Annotated in this window: 16 protein-coding genes, 1 tRNA gene, 1 pseudogene and 1 riboswitch; of the genes and pseudogenes, 6 read left to right on the plus strand and 12 right to left on the minus strand. The window is 70.4% G+C overall.

Annotated features, from left to right (window positions below; all coding sequences use genetic code 11):
- Window positions 1-83: 83 nt before the first annotated feature.
- The 5 genes from AB0M92_RS10215 to AB0M92_RS10235 all read right to left on the minus strand — a co-directional run bounded on the left by AB0M92_RS10215 (window position 84) and on the right by AB0M92_RS10235 (window position 5,127).
- A complete protein-coding gene (locus tag AB0M92_RS10215) occupies window positions 84-1,400 on the minus strand; it encodes a DUF445 domain-containing protein (protein WP_366101662.1) in 1,317 nt (438 codons plus the stop codon).
- 197 nt (window positions 1,401-1,597) lie between these two features.
- Window positions 1,598-2,284, minus strand: coding sequence for a DUF1707 domain-containing protein (locus AB0M92_RS10220; RefSeq protein ID WP_366101638.1), 687 nt, complete (start codon window positions 2,282-2,284; stop codon window positions 1,598-1,600).
- Window positions 2,285-2,380: 96 nt separating this feature from the next.
- Window positions 2,381-3,349: an ATP-binding cassette domain-containing protein gene (locus AB0M92_RS10225; protein WP_366101639.1), complete on the minus strand. Its 969-nt coding sequence runs from the start codon at window positions 3,347-3,349 to the stop codon at window positions 2,381-2,383.
- Between the two features lie 7 nt (window positions 3,350-3,356).
- Window positions 3,357-4,172 carry an ABC transporter permease gene (locus tag AB0M92_RS10230; RefSeq protein WP_366101663.1) on the minus strand — a complete coding sequence of 272 codons (816 nt, stop codon included), beginning with the start codon at window positions 4,170-4,172 and terminating at the stop codon, window positions 3,357-3,359.
- 103 nt (window positions 4,173-4,275) lie between these two features.
- Entirely contained in the window at window positions 4,276-5,127 is an 852-nt protein-coding gene (locus AB0M92_RS10235; protein ID WP_366101640.1) for an ABC-2 family transporter protein, read from the minus strand.
- A gap of 412 nt (window positions 5,128-5,539) precedes the next feature.
- Between AB0M92_RS10235 and AB0M92_RS10240 the strand changes: the two genes are divergently transcribed.
- The gene (locus AB0M92_RS10240; protein WP_366101664.1) at window positions 5,540-7,783 is read left to right on the plus strand and encodes a transglycosylase domain-containing protein; all 2,244 of its coding nucleotides are present in this window, start codon (window positions 5,540-5,542) and stop codon (window positions 7,781-7,783) included.
- 28 nt (window positions 7,784-7,811) lie between these two features.
- Here AB0M92_RS10240 and AB0M92_RS10245 read toward each other — a convergent pair whose 3' ends face one another.
- The 3 genes from AB0M92_RS10245 to AB0M92_RS10255 all read right to left on the minus strand — a co-directional run bounded on the left by AB0M92_RS10245 (window position 7,812) and on the right by AB0M92_RS10255 (window position 9,036).
- Complete coding sequence (locus tag AB0M92_RS10245; RefSeq protein WP_048475570.1) at window positions 7,812-8,132, minus strand: multidrug efflux SMR transporter; 321 nt, start codon at window positions 8,130-8,132, stop codon at window positions 7,812-7,814.
- 30 nt (window positions 8,133-8,162) lie between these two features.
- Window positions 8,163-8,244, minus strand: a riboswitch (guanidine-III (ykkC-III) riboswitch).
- Between the two features lie 77 nt (window positions 8,245-8,321).
- Window positions 8,322-8,624 (minus strand): co-chaperone GroES, encoded by a 303-nt coding sequence (locus AB0M92_RS10250; RefSeq protein ID WP_048475576.1) that lies wholly within the window; start codon window positions 8,622-8,624, stop codon window positions 8,322-8,324.
- A gap of 94 nt (window positions 8,625-8,718) precedes the next feature.
- Window positions 8,719-9,036, minus strand: a complete 318-nt coding sequence (locus tag AB0M92_RS10255; RefSeq protein WP_366101641.1) for a DUF3618 domain-containing protein — start codon at window positions 9,034-9,036, stop codon at window positions 8,719-8,721.
- Window positions 9,037-9,148: 112 nt separating this feature from the next.
- On the opposite strand from AB0M92_RS10255, the gene bcp reads away from it, so the two are divergent.
- The 3 genes and pseudogenes from bcp (at window position 9,149) to AB0M92_RS10270 (ending at window position 9,980) form a co-directional block, all read left to right on the plus strand.
- A complete protein-coding gene (gene bcp, locus AB0M92_RS10260; RefSeq protein WP_366101642.1) occupies window positions 9,149-9,616 on the plus strand; it encodes a thioredoxin-dependent thiol peroxidase in 468 nt (155 codons plus the stop codon).
- A gap of 27 nt (window positions 9,617-9,643) precedes the next feature.
- Window positions 9,644-9,854, plus strand: a pseudogene (locus tag AB0M92_RS10265) (hypothetical protein); the annotation flags it as partial.
- Between the two features lie 42 nt (window positions 9,855-9,896).
- A tRNA-Leu gene (locus tag AB0M92_RS10270) sits at window positions 9,897-9,980 on the plus strand.
- 58 nt (window positions 9,981-10,038) lie between these two features.
- Here AB0M92_RS10270 and rdgB read toward each other — a convergent pair.
- From rdgB to AB0M92_RS10290, 4 genes are all read right to left on the minus strand, one after another.
- Window positions 10,039-10,644 carry an RdgB/HAM1 family non-canonical purine NTP pyrophosphatase gene (gene rdgB / locus AB0M92_RS10275; protein WP_366101643.1) on the minus strand — a complete coding sequence of 202 codons (606 nt, stop codon included), beginning with the start codon at window positions 10,642-10,644 and terminating at the stop codon, window positions 10,039-10,041.
- 38 nt (window positions 10,645-10,682) lie between these two features.
- Entirely contained in the window at window positions 10,683-11,069 is a 387-nt protein-coding gene (locus AB0M92_RS10280; protein WP_366101644.1) for a hypothetical protein, read from the minus strand.
- Between the two features lie 159 nt (window positions 11,070-11,228).
- The gene (rph, locus tag AB0M92_RS10285) at window positions 11,229-11,954 is read right to left on the minus strand and encodes a ribonuclease PH (RefSeq protein ID WP_366101645.1); all 726 of its coding nucleotides are present in this window, start codon (window positions 11,952-11,954) and stop codon (window positions 11,229-11,231) included.
- 107 nt (window positions 11,955-12,061) lie between these two features.
- On the minus strand, window positions 12,062-12,367 hold the full coding sequence (locus AB0M92_RS10290; RefSeq protein ID WP_366101646.1) for a PTS glucose/sucrose transporter subunit IIB: 306 nt from the start codon (window positions 12,365-12,367) through the stop codon (window positions 12,062-12,064).
- Window positions 12,368-12,494: 127 nt separating this feature from the next.
- Between AB0M92_RS10290 and AB0M92_RS10295 the strand changes: the two genes are divergently transcribed.
- Window positions 12,495-13,796, plus strand: coding sequence for a PTS transporter subunit EIIC (locus AB0M92_RS10295; protein ID WP_366101648.1), 1,302 nt, complete (start codon window positions 12,495-12,497; stop codon window positions 13,794-13,796).
- Between the two features lie 238 nt (window positions 13,797-14,034).
- Window positions 14,035-15,291 (plus strand): PTS transporter subunit EIIC, encoded by a 1,257-nt coding sequence (locus AB0M92_RS10300; RefSeq protein ID WP_366101649.1) that lies wholly within the window; start codon window positions 14,035-14,037, stop codon window positions 15,289-15,291.
- The last annotated feature ends 72 nt before the right edge of the window (window positions 15,292-15,363 follow it).

The following is a 15,363-nucleotide window of genomic DNA, read 5'->3' on the forward strand; positions in this document are numbered from 1 at the left end:
CACGCGCAGCACCCGTACGGGCCGGCCGGGCCACGCCCCGGCCGGCTTCCGCCCGGCGCCGCGCCGCGCGCGCCCGGCCCCCGCTACGCCCCCAGCGCCTGCGACACCGTGTAGATCAGCAGGCCGGCCAGGGCTCCGACCACCGTGCCGTTGATGCGGATGAACTGGAGGTCCCGGCCGATGTGGGCCTCGATCTTCCGCGACGTGTGCTCGGCGTCCCACCCGGCCACCGTGTCCGTGATCAGCGAGGTGATCTCGGTCCGGTAGGTGGTCACCACGTACACCACCGCGCCCTCGATCCAGCCCTCCACCTTGTCCTGGAGCCGGCCGTCCGTGGCCAGCCGCGCGCCCAGCGACAGCAGCGAGGACCGGACCCGCAGCCGCAGCTCGCTGTGCTCGTCCTCCGCCGCCGAGATGATCATCGCGCGGATCGCGGTCCAGGCGGAGGCGATCACCTCCTGCACCTCCCCGCGCTGGAGGATCTCGGACTTCAGCCGCTCCACCCGGGCCCGGGTGTCCGTGTCCGACTGGAGGTCGGCCGCGAAGTCCGTCAGGAACCGGTCCACCGCCCCGCGCGCCGGGTGCTCCGGCATGTCCCGCATCTCCGTGAGGAAGCGGAGCAGCTCCTTGTACACGCGCTCGCCGACCTTGCGGTCCACGAACCGCGGGGTCCAGCCGGGCGCCCCGCCCTGGACCGCGCCCATCACCGACTCCCCGTGCGTCACCAGCCAGTCGTGGGCCTTGACGCAGACGAGGTCGACGACGCGGCGGTGCCCGCCGTCCGCTACGACCCTCTCCAGGGTCTTGCCGATCCCCGGTGCGATCTCGGCGGTCTCGGCCCGCCGCGTGATGGCCTCGCCCACGACCGCCTGCACATCGGAATCGCGCAGTACGGTCAGGGCCCCGCGCAGCGCCGTGGCCAGCTCGGCGGTGACCCGGTCGGCGTGCGCGGGCTCGGCCAGCCAGGATCCGAGCCGCCCACCGATGCCGAGGGCGTGGAGGCGGGCGCGGACCACGTCCGGGGAAAGGAAGTTCTCCCCGACGAACTCCCCGAGCGAGACGCCGAGCTGGTCCTTCTTGGTCGGGATGATCGCGGTGTGCGGGATGGGCAGGCCGAGCGGGCGCCGGAAGAGCGCGGTCACGGCGAACCAGTCGGCGAGCGCGCCGACCATGCCGGCCTCGGCGGCGGCCCGGACGTAGCCCGCCCAGGCGCCGGCCCCGGCGTGCTCCGCCCAGGTGGTCAGTACGTAGACCAGCGCCACCAGCATCAGCAGGCCGGTCGCGGTGGTCTTCATGCGGCGGACGCCGCGGCGGCGCTCCTCGTCGGCCTCGCTGAACACGAACCCGCCGGTTCCGGTGCCGGTCCCGATACCGGTGCCGGTACCCGTACGAGCACCCATGCCGGTACCCGTACCGGTTCCCGTATTCGTATGCGTACCCGTACCCGTACCCGTACCCGTCCCCGCGGCCTTGGTGCGGTGGTCCACGTGTGCCTCCCTTCCCCCGGGCGCCGGTTTTGTCTGCATAGCATCCGACTCCCGGGACCCCTCAGGAGTTCCCGGCACGCCGATCCGCCCCCGCCAAGGACCCCCGGCCCCTACAGCTCCTTGCGGAGCTTCGGGCCGCCGCCCGGGGACTTCGGGCGCTTCGGGGGTTTGACCTTGACCTCCACCCCGCCCCAGAAGGCCAGGCCCGTCACGATCACCCTCGGGGCGCCCGGGGCCACCGGGCCCGGGGTGTCGCGCTGGTCGAACGCGCCCATGAAGCCGAAGCCCCGTACGTCGACCTCCACGCCCGGCGGGACCGTGATCTGGATGCCGCCCATGATCGCGATGCAGTTGATCACCACCTCCCGCTCCGCGAAGCCGGCCTCCCTCAGATCGAGGTCACCGCTGCCCCAGAACGCCACCGCGTCCAGCCGGGGCGGCACCGTCCAGGTGCCCTTGCGCTGGAACGAGGACATCACCGCGACCGCCGCCGAGGACGACGCCGGTACGCCGCCGCCCCCGATCCGCGAGGCCCACGAGCCGTCCGCCGGCACCGGGGCCGGCGCCGCGGCCGCGAGCGGCATCGGATGCCCGCCCGGCGCGGGCAGATCGCGGGTCAGTGGTTCCAGCTCCGCGTACGTCTTCGACGTGTACGCGACCTCCAGCCGCTCCTCGAACTCCTCCATGTCGAGCCGGCCCTCGGCGACGGCGTCGCGCAGGCGCTCCACCACCCGCTCGCGGTCGGCGTCCGACGCCCTCAACTCCGGCAACGGCTTCTCCGGCCGCTCGTCAGTCATGGGGACCAGCCTATGTAGTCGTGGGGAAGAGTTGTATGGGGCCCAACCCTGGAACAGCCCCTGCCCGTCCCTGAATTAACCCTGCCCCTCCCCGGATCAACCCTGCCCCGCGTACATCCTCGCGATCACGTCCTCGATGTCCGGCTCCCGCACCGACAGGTCCAGCAGCGGATACCGCGCCGCCACCTCCGCCACCAAGGGCGCCGCCGAGGCCCCCGCCGGGAACGCCAGCCACTGCCTCGGCCCGTCCACCTTCACCACCCGCGCCCCCGCCACGCTGATCTCCGGAAGCTCCCGCTCCAGGTCCACCACCAGCGTCCGCTCGCCGCCGCCCTCCCCCATCGCGTGCAGACCGGCCAGCACCCCGTCGTACATCAGCCGCCCGTGGTCGATGACCATCACCCGCTCGCACAGCTGCTCGATGTCCTGGAGGTCGTGCGTCGTGAGCAGCACCGTCGTGCCGAGCTCGGAGTTCAGCTGCCGCAGGAAGGCCCGCACCTTCGCCTTGCTCACCACGTCGAGCCCGATCGTCGGCTCGTCCAGGTACAGCACGTCCGGATCGTGCAGCAGCGCCGCCGCGATGTCCCCGCGCATCCGCTGCCCCAGCGAGAGCTGGCGCACCGGCACGTCCAGCAGCTCGGCCAGGTCGAGGCGGTCCACGCACCGCTCCAGGTTCGCCTTGAACCGCGCCTCGGGGATCCGGTACATCCGCCGCATCAGCCCGTACGAGTCCTTCAGCGGCAGGTCCCACCACAGCGTGGTCCGCTGCCCGAACACCACCCCGATCCGGTGCGCCAGCCGCATCCGCTCCCGCGCCGGGTCGATGCCCGCGACCCGCAGCCGGCCGCCGCTCGGGGTGAGGATGCCGGTCAGCATCTTGATCGTGGTCGACTTCCCGGCGCCGTTGGGCCCGATGTAGCCGACCACCTCCCCCCGCGCCACCTCGAAGCTGATCCCGTCCACGGCTCTGACCTGCCGTTTCTCCCGGCGCATCAGACTCACCCGGCGCCGTACGTCGAAGACCTTCTCGACCCCGTCCAGCTCGATCAGTGCGTCGCTTCCCATACCGCCCTCAGCTCCCCGTACTCCGGTACGAACGCAGTCCCGCGCGCCACGCCAGCGACGCGGGTACGAACACCACCACCGCCACCAGCGGGCTCACGAACGCCACCCACCCCGGCAGCCCCAGCGGATAAGGCCGCCCCAGCACGTAGAGGGCCGGCAGCCAGTTCACGAAGGCCAGCGGCACGATGAACGTGACCCCGCGCAGCAGGTCCTTCGCGAACACCGTCGGCGGGTACTGGAGCATCGTGCTCCCGCCGTACGTGAAGGAGTTCTGCACCTCCGCCGCGTCCCCGGCGACGAACTGGAAGGCCGCGCCCGTCACCATCACCGCCCCGAAGATCGCCGCCCCGGCCAGCACCATCACGGGCACCAGCAGCACCTTCCCGGCCGTCCAGTCCACGCCCAGCTCCGAGACCGCCCAGCACAGCACCGCCAGCCCCTGCCCGATCCGCCCCAGCCGGCGCAGCGCGAAGCGGTCGGCGGCGACCTGCGCGAGCACCGGGACCGGGCGCACGAGCATGGTGTCGAGCGAGCCGTCGCGGATCCGGACGCCGATCCGGTCCGTATTGCCGAGCAGGAGGTCCGCCAGGCCCAGGGAGGCGGAGGAGGACCCGTACAGGAGGGCGATCTCGGGCAGCGTGAAGCCGCCGAGCACGTCCACGTGCGAGAACATGATCCAGATCGCCACGAAGTCGAGGAGCGTGATCGCCGCGTTCCCGAAGGTGGAGAGGAAGAACGAGGTCCGGTACGTCATCGTCGACCGGACCCACATCGCCACGATCAGCCCGTAGCCGCGCAGCCCCTCCGCGGCCCTGTTCCGCACCGGTACGTCGACCGGCCCCGCGAACCGCGCCGGAACGACTGCCGCCGCCGCCCCCACCGCCCCTGCCCCTGCCCCTGCCCCCGCCTCTGCCTCTACCTCGGCCTCAGCCACCCTGGACGACCACCTTCCGTGTCGCGGCCGACTGCAACAGCCGCCCCGCGCCCAGCAGTACGAGCGCCCACGCCGACTGGAAGCCCAGCGCCCGCACCGCGCCCCCGGCGCCCGCGTGCACGCCCATCAGCACGTCCAGCGGCACCTGGATCATCGCCGCCCACGGCAGCACGCGGACGAACTCCCCGAACCCGCCCGGGAACACCGTCAGCGGCAGCAGCATCCCGGAGAAGAAGACCGTGGCGACGACGGCCACCAGATTGATCCCGGCCCCGTCCATCAGCCAGAACGCCGCCAGCCCCAGCAGGTACCGCACCCCGAAGCTGACCAGCAGCGCGAGCAGTACCGACACGGCGAACAGCAGCCACCGCACCGGATCGGCGGGCAGGGCCAGTTGGAAGGCCAGCGCCCCCGCCAGCAGGGGCACGACCCCGCGCCCGAGCAACTGGAAGCCCGCCCTCCCCAGATCGGCCGCGAGCCACCACAGCTGCAGGTCGGCCGGCCGGTACAGGTCGACGGCGATGTCACCCGTACGGATGCGCTCCTGCATCTCCTCCTGGAACCCGCCGCCGATGAGCGCGCCCGCGGCGAGCAGCGACTGGCTCACCCAGACGAACGTCAGCGCCTGTGCCTGGTCGTAGCCGCCCAGCCCGGGCCGCTCGTCCCACAACGCGACGTACGTGTACGCGAGGACGAAGCCGAAGACGGTGTTGGTGAACACCCCCGCGGCCGTCGCCGTCCCGTAGGTGGCGTAGCGCCGGAATCCGCCGGCCGCGACGGCCGGATAGAGCCGGGCTGCGCGTGCCGCTTCGGCCGCGGTCGTACGAGCCGTTCCCTGGCGCACCGTATCCCTCCGTTTTCCCGGTCGTTCCTACGTCGGCCAAAGCGCGCGAGCTTAGTGCGGAGGGGCGATCCACGCGAACGGTTTACGCCCGTCCAACGCGGAATGAGCGGCCAATCGGGTAGACAGCATGAGGTACAGACGTGGATATTTCGTACGGCGTCGAGGAGTCCTGGCGATGAGCGACCAGTCACCACCACCGGGCTGGACGCCTCGCGACCCGGACTCTCCCCCGGGGCCTCCCGGAGGACCCGCGCCGGCACGGCAGCCGCAGCAGCCGCACCAGCCGCGGACGTCACAGAACGCGCAGAACGCCCAGAACCCGAACGGCGACAGGCGGGCCCGCCGAGCCGCCAAGAAGGCCGAGCGGAAACGGAAGCGGACCGGCTGGCGCCGCGCCGTCCCCACCTGGCGCATGGTCCTGGCCACCGTCGTGCTGCTCGGCCTGCTGATCGTCGGCGCGTTCGTCGCCGGCTACCTGCTGGTCCACATCCCGCCCGCCAACGCCGCCGCGACCGCCCAGTCCAACCTCTACCTGTACGCCGACGGCTCCCAGCTCGCCCGCGACGGCGAGGTCAACCGCGTCAACGTCCCGCTCTCGCAGATCCCCCGCACCGTCCAGGAAGCCGTACTGGCCGCGGAGGACCGGGACTTCCACTCCGAACGGGCCGTCGACCCCAAGGCGATGGTCCGCGCCGCCTGGAACACCGCGACCGGCAAGGGCACCCAGTCCGGCTCCACCATCACCCAGCAGTACGTCAAGAACTACTACCTGGGCCAGGAACAGACCATCAAGCGCAAGGTCAAGGAGTTCTTCATCGCGATCAAGCTCGGTCGCGAGAAGTCGAAGGACTACATTCTGGAGGGCTACCTCAACACCAGCTACTTCGGCCGCAACGCCTACGGCATCCAGGCCGCCGCCCAGGCCTACTACGGCAAGGACGTCGACGAACTCACCACCGCCGAGGGCGCGTACCTCGCCACCCTCCTCAACTCCCCCAGCGCCTTCGACGTCGTCGCCCACCCCCAGAGCCGCGAGCGCGCCCTCGCCCGCTGGAACTACGTACTCGACGGCATGGTCAAGAAGCAGTGGCTGCCGGCGGCCGAGCGGGCCGCCATCCGCTTCCCCGAACCCGGCAAGGTCCGCCCGGCCGCCGGACTCTCGGGCCAGCGCGGCTATCTCGTCGAGGCCGTGAAGGACTACATCGTTGACCACAAGATCCTCGACGAGAAGACCCTCGCCGAAGGCGGCTACCGCATCACCACCACCATCGACAAGCGCCGGCAGAACGCCTTCGTCGAGGCCGTCGACGAGAAGATGGTCAGCCAGCTCGACCCGGAGAAGAACAAGGCCGACCGGGTCGTACGGGCCGGCGGGGTCTCCATCGACCCGGCCACCGGAAAGGTCGTCGCCATGTACGGGGGCATCGACTACACCAAGCAGTACGTGAACAACGCGACCCGGCACGACTACCAGGTGGCCTCCACCTTCAAGCCGTTCGTGTTCGCGTCCGCCGTCGAGAACGACTCCCGCACCCAGGACGGCCGGCTGATCACCCCCAACACCGTCTACAACGGCGACAACAAGCGCCGCGTGGTCGGCACCCGGACCCCGTACGCCCCCGAGAACGAGGGGCAGATCTCGTACGGGAACATCACCGTCAACACCGCCACCGACCTCTCCGTCAACGCCGTCTTCGCGCAGATGGTCGTCGACGTCGGCACCGCCAAGGTCAAACAGACCGCGATCGACCTCGGCATCCCCGAGGACACCCCGAACTTCGACGCCGGTCCGGCCATGGCGCTGGGCACCATGCAGGCCAGCGTCCTGGACATGACCCAGGCCTACGCGACCCTCGCCGACCACGGCCGCTACACCCCCTACACCCTCGTCGAGAAGATCGAGAAGGGCGACGACGACGTCCACCTGCCCGACCGCACCCCCAAGCAGGCCGTCAGCCGCGAAGCCGCCGACACCACCACGTCCATGCTGGTCAGCGTCGTCGACAACGGCACCGGTACGGCCGCCCTCGCCGCCGGGCACCCGGCCGCGGGCAAGACGGGCACCGGCGAACTGGACCGCTCCGCCTGGTTCGCGGCGTACACCCCGGACCTGGTCACGGTCGTCTCGATGATGGGCCAGGACCCCGACACGGGCGCCTTGGAATCCCTGTACGGGGCGCTCGGCGAGGCCCGGATCGGGGGCGGCGGGTACCCGGCCCGGATCTGGGCCCAGTACACGAAGTCGGCCCTGGAGAACAGCGACCCCCTGGACTTCGACCTCGATCTCCAGCCGGGCGCGGCCCCGTCCCCGCCGCCGTTCGTCCCGAGCAGTCCGGAGCCGTCGCAGGACGAGAGCACCCCGCAGTCCCCGGCCCCGCCGAGCCGGCCGAACCGCCCGGGCCGGCCGACGCCGCCCACCGGCGGCCAGGACGAGGGGGGCCGCAGCCAAGGCCGCAGCCAAGGCCAGAACCAGGGGCAGACCACCGGGGGCCGGACCCCGGAGGGCGACACCACCGAAGGCCAGGGCGACGCGGGCACCTCCGCCGGGACGAGCGCGGGGACGACCGCAGGCACCACGACGGGCTCGACGGCGGGCACCCTGGGAGGTGTGACGGGCGGCCTGCGCAGCCGCCCGTCCTCGGAATACCTGGAGTGAGCGGCGGCCCCTGGAGGGGGGCCGCGGATCAGTGACCGGAAGTCGCCTTCAGCCCCACCACGGCGACCAGCAGCAGGCAGATGAAGAAGATCCGGGCGGCGGTGACGGGCTCACCCAGCACCGCCATACCGAGCACCGCGGCCCCGGCGGCGCCGATGCCCACCCACACGCCGTAGGCGGTACCGATGGGCAGCGTCTTGGCGGCGTACGAGAGCAGCACCATGCTGGCGATGATCCCGGCACCGGTGAACACGCTGGGCCACAGCCGGGTGAAACCCTCCGTGAACTTCATACCGATCGACCAGCCGACTTCGAGCAGACCGGCGACGAGAAGCAGAACCCAGGCCATGACAGGCACCTCCGGAACGAGAGCGAACGGGGTGCGTCGTCTTGTCGTCCAGCCACGGCTACCCGGTACGGCGCGTCTCGTCGGGGTTCTCCACCACCGTAGCAAAGCCCATGCGAAAGGGCCGGTGACACCGGTCACCGGCCCCTCGACGCCGCACGCTTACACGCGCTTACAGCCGCTTACACGCGCTTACAGATAGAGCCCGGTGGAGTCCTTGGACCCTTCCAGCCGCTCCGCGGCCACGGCGTGCAGGTCCCGCTCGCGCATCAGCACGTACGTGGCACCCCGCACCTCGACCTCGGCCCGGTCCTCCGGGTCGTACAGCACCCGGTCGCCCGGCTCCACGCTGCGTACGTTCTGTCCGACCGCGACCACCTCGGCCCAGGCCAGCCGCTTGCCCACGGCAGCGGTCGCCGGGATCAGGATGCCGCCGCCCGAGCGCCGCTCGCCCTCCGGCGAGTCGGACTTCACGAGCACACGGTCGTGCAGCATGCGGATGGGCAGCTTGTCGTGGGTGGTGGTGCTGGTGTCGTCGCTCACGCCACGAACCTACCCGCCCGCGCCCCGCCCGTACGCCGCAGGGTCATCAGCGCTTGCGCCGCGCCGAGACCACGAGCAGGCCGATCACACCCGCCGCGAGCAGGGCGACGGGCGCGATCCGCTCGTAGCGGGGGGCGCCGTCCTCGTGGCGCAGGCCGTCGCGCACGTCCGTCAGGAGCCGGTTCACGGCGACGACGGCACGACCGGCCGTCTGGTCCACCGTCGAGACGACCCTGGCCTTCGCGTCCCCGATGATCGTCTGCGGGTGCATGCGCACGCCGATCTCGTCGAGCGTCTCGGCGAGCTGTTCGCGGCGGCGGACGATGTCCGCCTCGATCTGTGCGGGGGTCCTGGCTTCGGGCACCGCGCTGCCTCCGTCGTCGTCGGGTCGGTCGGATAGGGGGCGTAGCCCACCATGAACAGTCTGTCAGCTTAGTCTCGGACCGTACCGATCCCCTCCCGAGGAGACTGTTGACATGAGCGAGCGACTCCAGCCGGGCGACACCGCCCCCGCCTTCACCCTGCCCGACGCGGACGGCAACGAGGTCTCGCTCGCCGACCACATCGGCCGCAAGGTGATCGTGTACTTCTACCCCGCGGCGCTGACCCCGGGCTGCACGAAGCAGGCCTGCGATTTCACGGACAACCTGTCGGTGCTGGCCGAGGCCGGCTACGACGTGATCGGCGTGTCGCCGGACAAGCCGGAGAAGCTGGCGAAGTTCCGCGAGAAGGAGCACCTGAAGGTCACCCTGGTCGGCGACCCGGAGAAGCAGGTCCTGGAGTCGTACGGTGCGTACGGCGAGAAGAAGCTGTACGGCAAGACGGTGACCGGCGTCATCCGCTCCACGGTGATCGTGGACGAAGAGGGCAAGGTCGAGCGCGCCTTCTACAACGTCAAGGCCACGGGCCACGTAGCCAAGATCATCAAGGATCTCGGCATCTGACGCGCCCCACCAGGAGGCGGGCGTCCCGGCGTCCCCGAGCGCTGCGACCGGTGCGGTACGGGTCCGGAGCGGAGGGGACGCTGGAGGTGGACCACGTCAACGGGGACCGGCGCGACGACCGTCGCGAGAAGCTGCGGCTCTCTCGTGTCCCAACTGCCACGCCATCACCACCACATGGTGCCGGTGCGGTCGTGGGCGCAATGATGTCGACCTCCAGACCCCGGCAGTCGTAGACTGACCGCAGCCAGCCTGACGCAATGTCCGAGTTGGTGGGATATATGCGGCCGTGGTGGAATTGGCCTACACGCAACTTTTAGGTAGTTGTGGGAGAAATCCCTTGAGGGTTCGAGTCCCTCCGGCCGCACCTGGACGAAGGCCCCGCACGCGCTGCTCGCGTGCGGGGCCTTCGCCGTTTCCGGCCCTCAGGCGACCAGGGCGCGGATGAAGGGGATCAGGGCCCGGAAGGCCTGGCCCCGGTGGGAGATGGCGTTCTTCTCCGCCGCGGAGAGTTCCGCGCACGTGCGGGTGTCGCCCTCGACCTGGAGGATCGGGTCGTAGCCGAAGCCGCCCGTGCCCGCCGGGGCGTGGCGCAGGGTGCCCAGGAGGCGGCCCTCCACGACGCGTTCGGTGCCGTCCGGGAGGGCGAGGGCCGCCGCGCACGCGAAGTGGGCTCCGCGGTGCTCGTCGGCGATGTCCCCGAGCTGGGCCAGCAGCAGGTCCAGGTTGGCCCGGTCGTCACCGTGCTTGCCCGCCCACCGCGCCGAGAAGATGCCGGGCGCGCCGTTCAGGACGTCCACGCACAGGCCCGAGTCGTCGGCGATCGCCGGCAGGCCGGTGGCCTGGGCCAGGGCGTGCGCCTTGAGGAGGGCGTTCTCGGCGAAGGAGATGCCGGTCTCCTTGACGTCCGGGACCTGCGGGTACGCGTCCGCGCCGACCAGCTCGTACGGCAGGCCGGCGTCGGACAGGATGGCGTGGAGCTCGGCGATTTTGCCCGCGTTGCGGGTGGCGAGGATCAGGCGGCTGGTCATGACGCCCATTATCCGGTCCCCTCCGAGCGGGTGGCGGCTCAGCCCGGCGTGCAGACCTTCGACAGTTCCTTCGCCGCGTCGGCGACCGGCTGGATGTCGGGGGTGGTGTTGCCGTTCTCGATGGACGTGCGGACGTTCTTGACCGCGGTGGTCATCGAGGAGACGGCCTTGCTCAGATCGGCGTTGTCCGTCTGGTCGCCGACCTTCTTGAGGTTCGCCTCGATCTGGTTCAGCGCGTTCTGGGCGTCCTGCGGGCTGTTGCCGGCCTGGGAGACGGCCTGCTGGAGGTCGTTGGCCCCGTCGGTGATGGCCACGGCCGTGTTCGCGCAGTCCATCGCCGTCGAGATCGCGTCACAGGACGTCAGCGCCGGGACGGCGAGAGCCGCTGCGAGCACGACCGCCGCTATGCGGTGCTTCGGGTTCATGTTCGGATCTCCCAGTGATCGACACGGATGTACGGACGTACGGATACACGGATACGAGGACGGGCGCACGGGTTTGACACCGTGCGCCCGTACCCAGGGGGACGCACCGGCGGCCCCTGCGGTTCTGTCGGTCGGCCTCGCGGCCTGAAGCCCCGTCGACTAGAGCTGGAGCGCGCCCAGCTGGATGGCCTCCAGGTCGGCGCAGCCGCCGGCGGCCAGGTCCAGGAGGGCGCCCAGCTCCTTGCGGTCGAACGGCTCGCCCTCGGCGGTGCCCTGGACCTCGACGAAGCGGCCGTCGCCGGTGCAGACGACGTTCATGTCGGTCTCGGCGCGCACGTCCTCCTCGTAGCAGAGGTCGAGCAGCGGGACCCCGTCCACGATGCCGACGCTGACGGCGGCGACGGTGCCGGTGAGCGGCTTGCGGCCGGCCTTGATCAGCTTCTTCTGCTGGCCCCAGGCGACGGCGTCGGCCAGGGCCACGTAGGCGCCGGTGATGGCGGCGGTGCGGGTGCCGCCGTCGGCCTGGAGGACGTCGCAGTCCAGGACGATGGTGTTCTCGCCCAGCGCCTTGTAGTCGATGACGGCGCGCAGGGAGCGGCCGATGAGGCGGGAGATCTCGTGGGTGCGGCCGCCGATCTTGCCGCGTACGGATTCGCGGTCGCCGCGGGTGTTGGTGGAGCGGGGCAGCATCGAGTACTCGGAGGTGACCCAGCCTTCGCCACTGCCCTTGCGCCAGCGCGGGACGCCTTCGGTGAAGGAGGCGGTGCAGAAGACCTTGGTGTCGCCGAAGGAGATGAGGACGGAGCCCTCGGCGTGCTTGCTCCATCCCCGTTCGATGGTGACCGGGCGGAGCTGTTCGGGCGTGCGGCCGTCGATGCGAGACATGCGCCCGAGCCTAGTCGGTGGCCGGGTGGGCGGGAGCCGGGTACGCGAAGACCCCGTCCGGGTGGGTCCGGTACGGGGTCTGGCGGAGGTTCGAGCGGGAGTTCAGCTCACATCATGTCTTCGATGTCGGCGGCGATCGGGTCGGCGTCGGTGCCGATGACGACCTGGACCGCGGTGCCCATCTTGACGACGCCGTGGGCGCCGGCGGCCTTCAGGGCGACCTCGTCGACGAGGTCGGGGTTGATGACCTCGGTGCGCAGGCGGGTGATGCAGCCCTCGACCTCTTCGATGTTCTCGATGCCGCCGAGCCCGGCGACGATCTTCTCAGCCTTGGTGGCCATGTTTTCTCCCTGAGTTCTACGAAGAACGACCTGCGCGGTCCGCTTCGTCACGGTAACGCACGGTTGGCCCATCTACGCGAGCGCATGACCGGGGTCTGCCGAATCATGACGATCAGCAGCAGCCTGCCCCGTAACTGGTCTACACCAGTGTGCCGCACGTGCTGCCCCTGCCAAAACGGGCCGTTCAGGGAGGACGCCGATGAGTGCGAGCAGCGCCGCTGCCACACCGCAGCCGAAGTGGTGGAACGGCCTGTTCCAGGGGCTGCAGAAGATGGGCCGCAGCCTCCAGCTGCCGATCGCGGTGCTGCCCGCGGCGGGCATCCTCAACCGGCTGGGCCAGCCCGACGTCTTCGGCAAGGACGGCCTGGACTGGACCAACGTCGCCAAGGTGATGGCGGCCGCCGGCGGCGCGCTGCTCAACGCCGACCTGGGCCTGCCCATCCTCTTCTGCATCGGCGTCGCGATCGGGATGGCCAAGAAGGCGGACGGGTCGACGGCCCTGGCGGCGGTGGTCGGCTTCCTCGTCTACCACAGCGTCCTGCGCGTCTTCCCCGACGCCTGCCCGGCGGGAACGAGGGACATCGGGGGCGGCTGCCTGGGCCCGGACTTCACCTTCGCCGAGTACACCTTCCAGAACCCGGGGGTGTTCGGCGGCATCGTGATGGGCCTGCTGTCCGCCTGGTTCTGGCAGCGCTACCACCGGGTGAAGCTGGTGGACTGGCTCGGCTTCTTCAACGGCCGCCGCCTGGTCCCGATCATCATGACGTTCGTCGCGATCGGGTTCGCCGTGCTCTGCCTGCTGATCTGGCCGCCGATCGGCAGCGCGCTGGAGAGCTTCTCCGACTGGATGGTGGGCCTGGGCTCCTGGGGCGCCGGCATCTTCGGCCTCGCGAACCGGGCGCTGCTGGTGATCGGGCTGCACCAGTTCCTGAACGTGCCGGTGTGGTTCCAGTTCGGCAGCTACACCACGCCGGACGGGACGACGGTGCACGGCGACATCCCGATGTTCCTGAACGGCGACCCGAGCGCCGGCATGTTCCTCTCCGGCTTCTTCCCGATCATGATGTTCGCACTGCCGGGGGCGGCGCTGGCGATCACGCACTGCGCCAAGCCGCAGCGGCGCAAGGAGGTGGGCGGCCTGATGCTGTCGGTCGCCCTGACCTCGTTCGTCACGGGCATCACCGAGCCGCTGGAGTACTCGTTCCTCTTCGTGGCGCCGGCGCTGTACGCGGTCCACGCGGTGCTGACGGGCGTGTCGATGGCGGTGACGTGGGCGTTCGGCGTGCACGACGGCTTCAGCTTCTCGGCGGGCCTGATCGACTACGTCATCAACTGGAGCCTGGCGACCAAGCCCTGGCTGATCATCCCGATCGGGCTGGTCTTCGCGATCGTCTACTACGCCGTCTTCCGCTTCGCGATCACCAAATTCAACATCCCCACCCCCGGGCGCGAATCGGACGAGGAGATCGCGGCGATGGAGGCGGACAACACGAAGGCGTAACGGACCCGTACCGCGCGAGGCCCCCGGATCAACGGATCCGGGGGCCTTCCGCATGTGTGGCGTAGACCACAGGAAATCGAAGGTTCCTTATCTATCCCCGACCATGCTACAACTGGTCTACACCACCCATTGGTGTAGACCACGCAAGCCCGGTCCGGAGCTCGCGTACCCCCATTTTGAGACGCCGCCATCCCCCGTTGCACTCGCTGGGCGGCGCCTTGCCTTCTGGAGGAACCTCATGTCCACAGCCACCGCTGCGGAAAAGAAGAAGGGCGCGGGCGTGATGGCCGTCATGCAGCGCATCGGCCGGAGCCTCATGCTCCCCGTTGCGGTGCTCCCGGCCGCCGCGCTGCTCGTCCGCCTCGGCGACAAGGACATGCTCGGCGACCCCTCGCTGCCGACGTTCCTGACCAAGATAGCCGGATACATGTCCGCCGGCGGTGGCGCGATCCTCGACAACATGGCGCTGCTCTTCGCCGTCGGCATCGCGATCGGCTTCGCCAAGAAGTCCGACGGTTCGACCGCGCTCGCCGCGGTGACCGGTTACCTGGTCTTCAAGAACGTGCTCGCCACGTTCACCGACTCGAACCTGCCGAAGCTCGCCAAGGCGGTCGACGGCAAGGTCGTCATGGTCGACGCGCCGGTCGACGCCAAGGTGCTCGGCGGTGTCGTCATGGGCATCGTGGTCGCCCTGATCTACCAGAAGTTCTACCGGACCAAGCTGCCCGAGTGGGCGGGCTTCTTCGGTGGCCGCCGCCTGGTCCCGATCCTCTCGGCCTTCGCGGGTCTCGTCATCGGCATCGTGTTCGGCCTGATCTGGCCGGTCCTCGGCACGGGCCTGCACAACTTCGGTGAGTGGCTGGTCGGCTCCGGCGCCGTCGGCGCGGGCATCTTCGGTGTCGCCAACCGTGCGCTGATCCCGGTCGGCATGCACCACCTGCTGAACTCCTTCCCGTGGTTCCAGGCCGGCGAGTACAACGGCAAGAGCGGCGACATCTCCCGCTTCCTGGCCGGTGACCCGAGCGCCGGACAGTTCATGACCGGCTTCTTCCCGATCATGATGTTCGCCCTCCCGGCCGCCTGCCTCGCGATCGTGCACTGCGCCCGCCCCGAGCGCCGCAAGGTCGTCGGCGGCATGATGTTCTCCCTCGCGCTGACCTCCTTCGTCACCGGTGTGACCGAGCCGATCGAGTTCACGTTCATGTTCATCGCCCCGGTCCTGTACGCGATCCACGCGGTGCTCACCGGTGTCTCCATGGCCCTGACGTGGGGTCTCGGCATGAAGGACGGCTTCGGCTTCTCCGCCGGCGCCATCGACTACCTGCTGAACCTGGGCAAGGCCACCAACCCGCTGGGGCTGGCGGTCGTGGGCCTGTGCTTCGCGGCGGTCTACTACGTGGTCTTCCGCTTCGCGATCACGAAGTTCAACCTCCCGACGCCGGGCCGCGAGTCCGACGAGGAGCTCGCCGAGCTGCTCAAGGCCGAGGCCAAGTAGGCACGGCGCCGTGCGGGGGGGGGGGCCCCCCCCCCCCCCCCCCCCCGCGGGGGGGGGCGCCCCCCCCGCCCC

It is taken from the genome of Streptomyces sp. NPDC051582, from assembly GCF_040681715.1.
Taxonomy (GTDB): Bacteria; Actinomycetota; Actinomycetes; order Streptomycetales; family Streptomycetaceae; genus Streptomyces.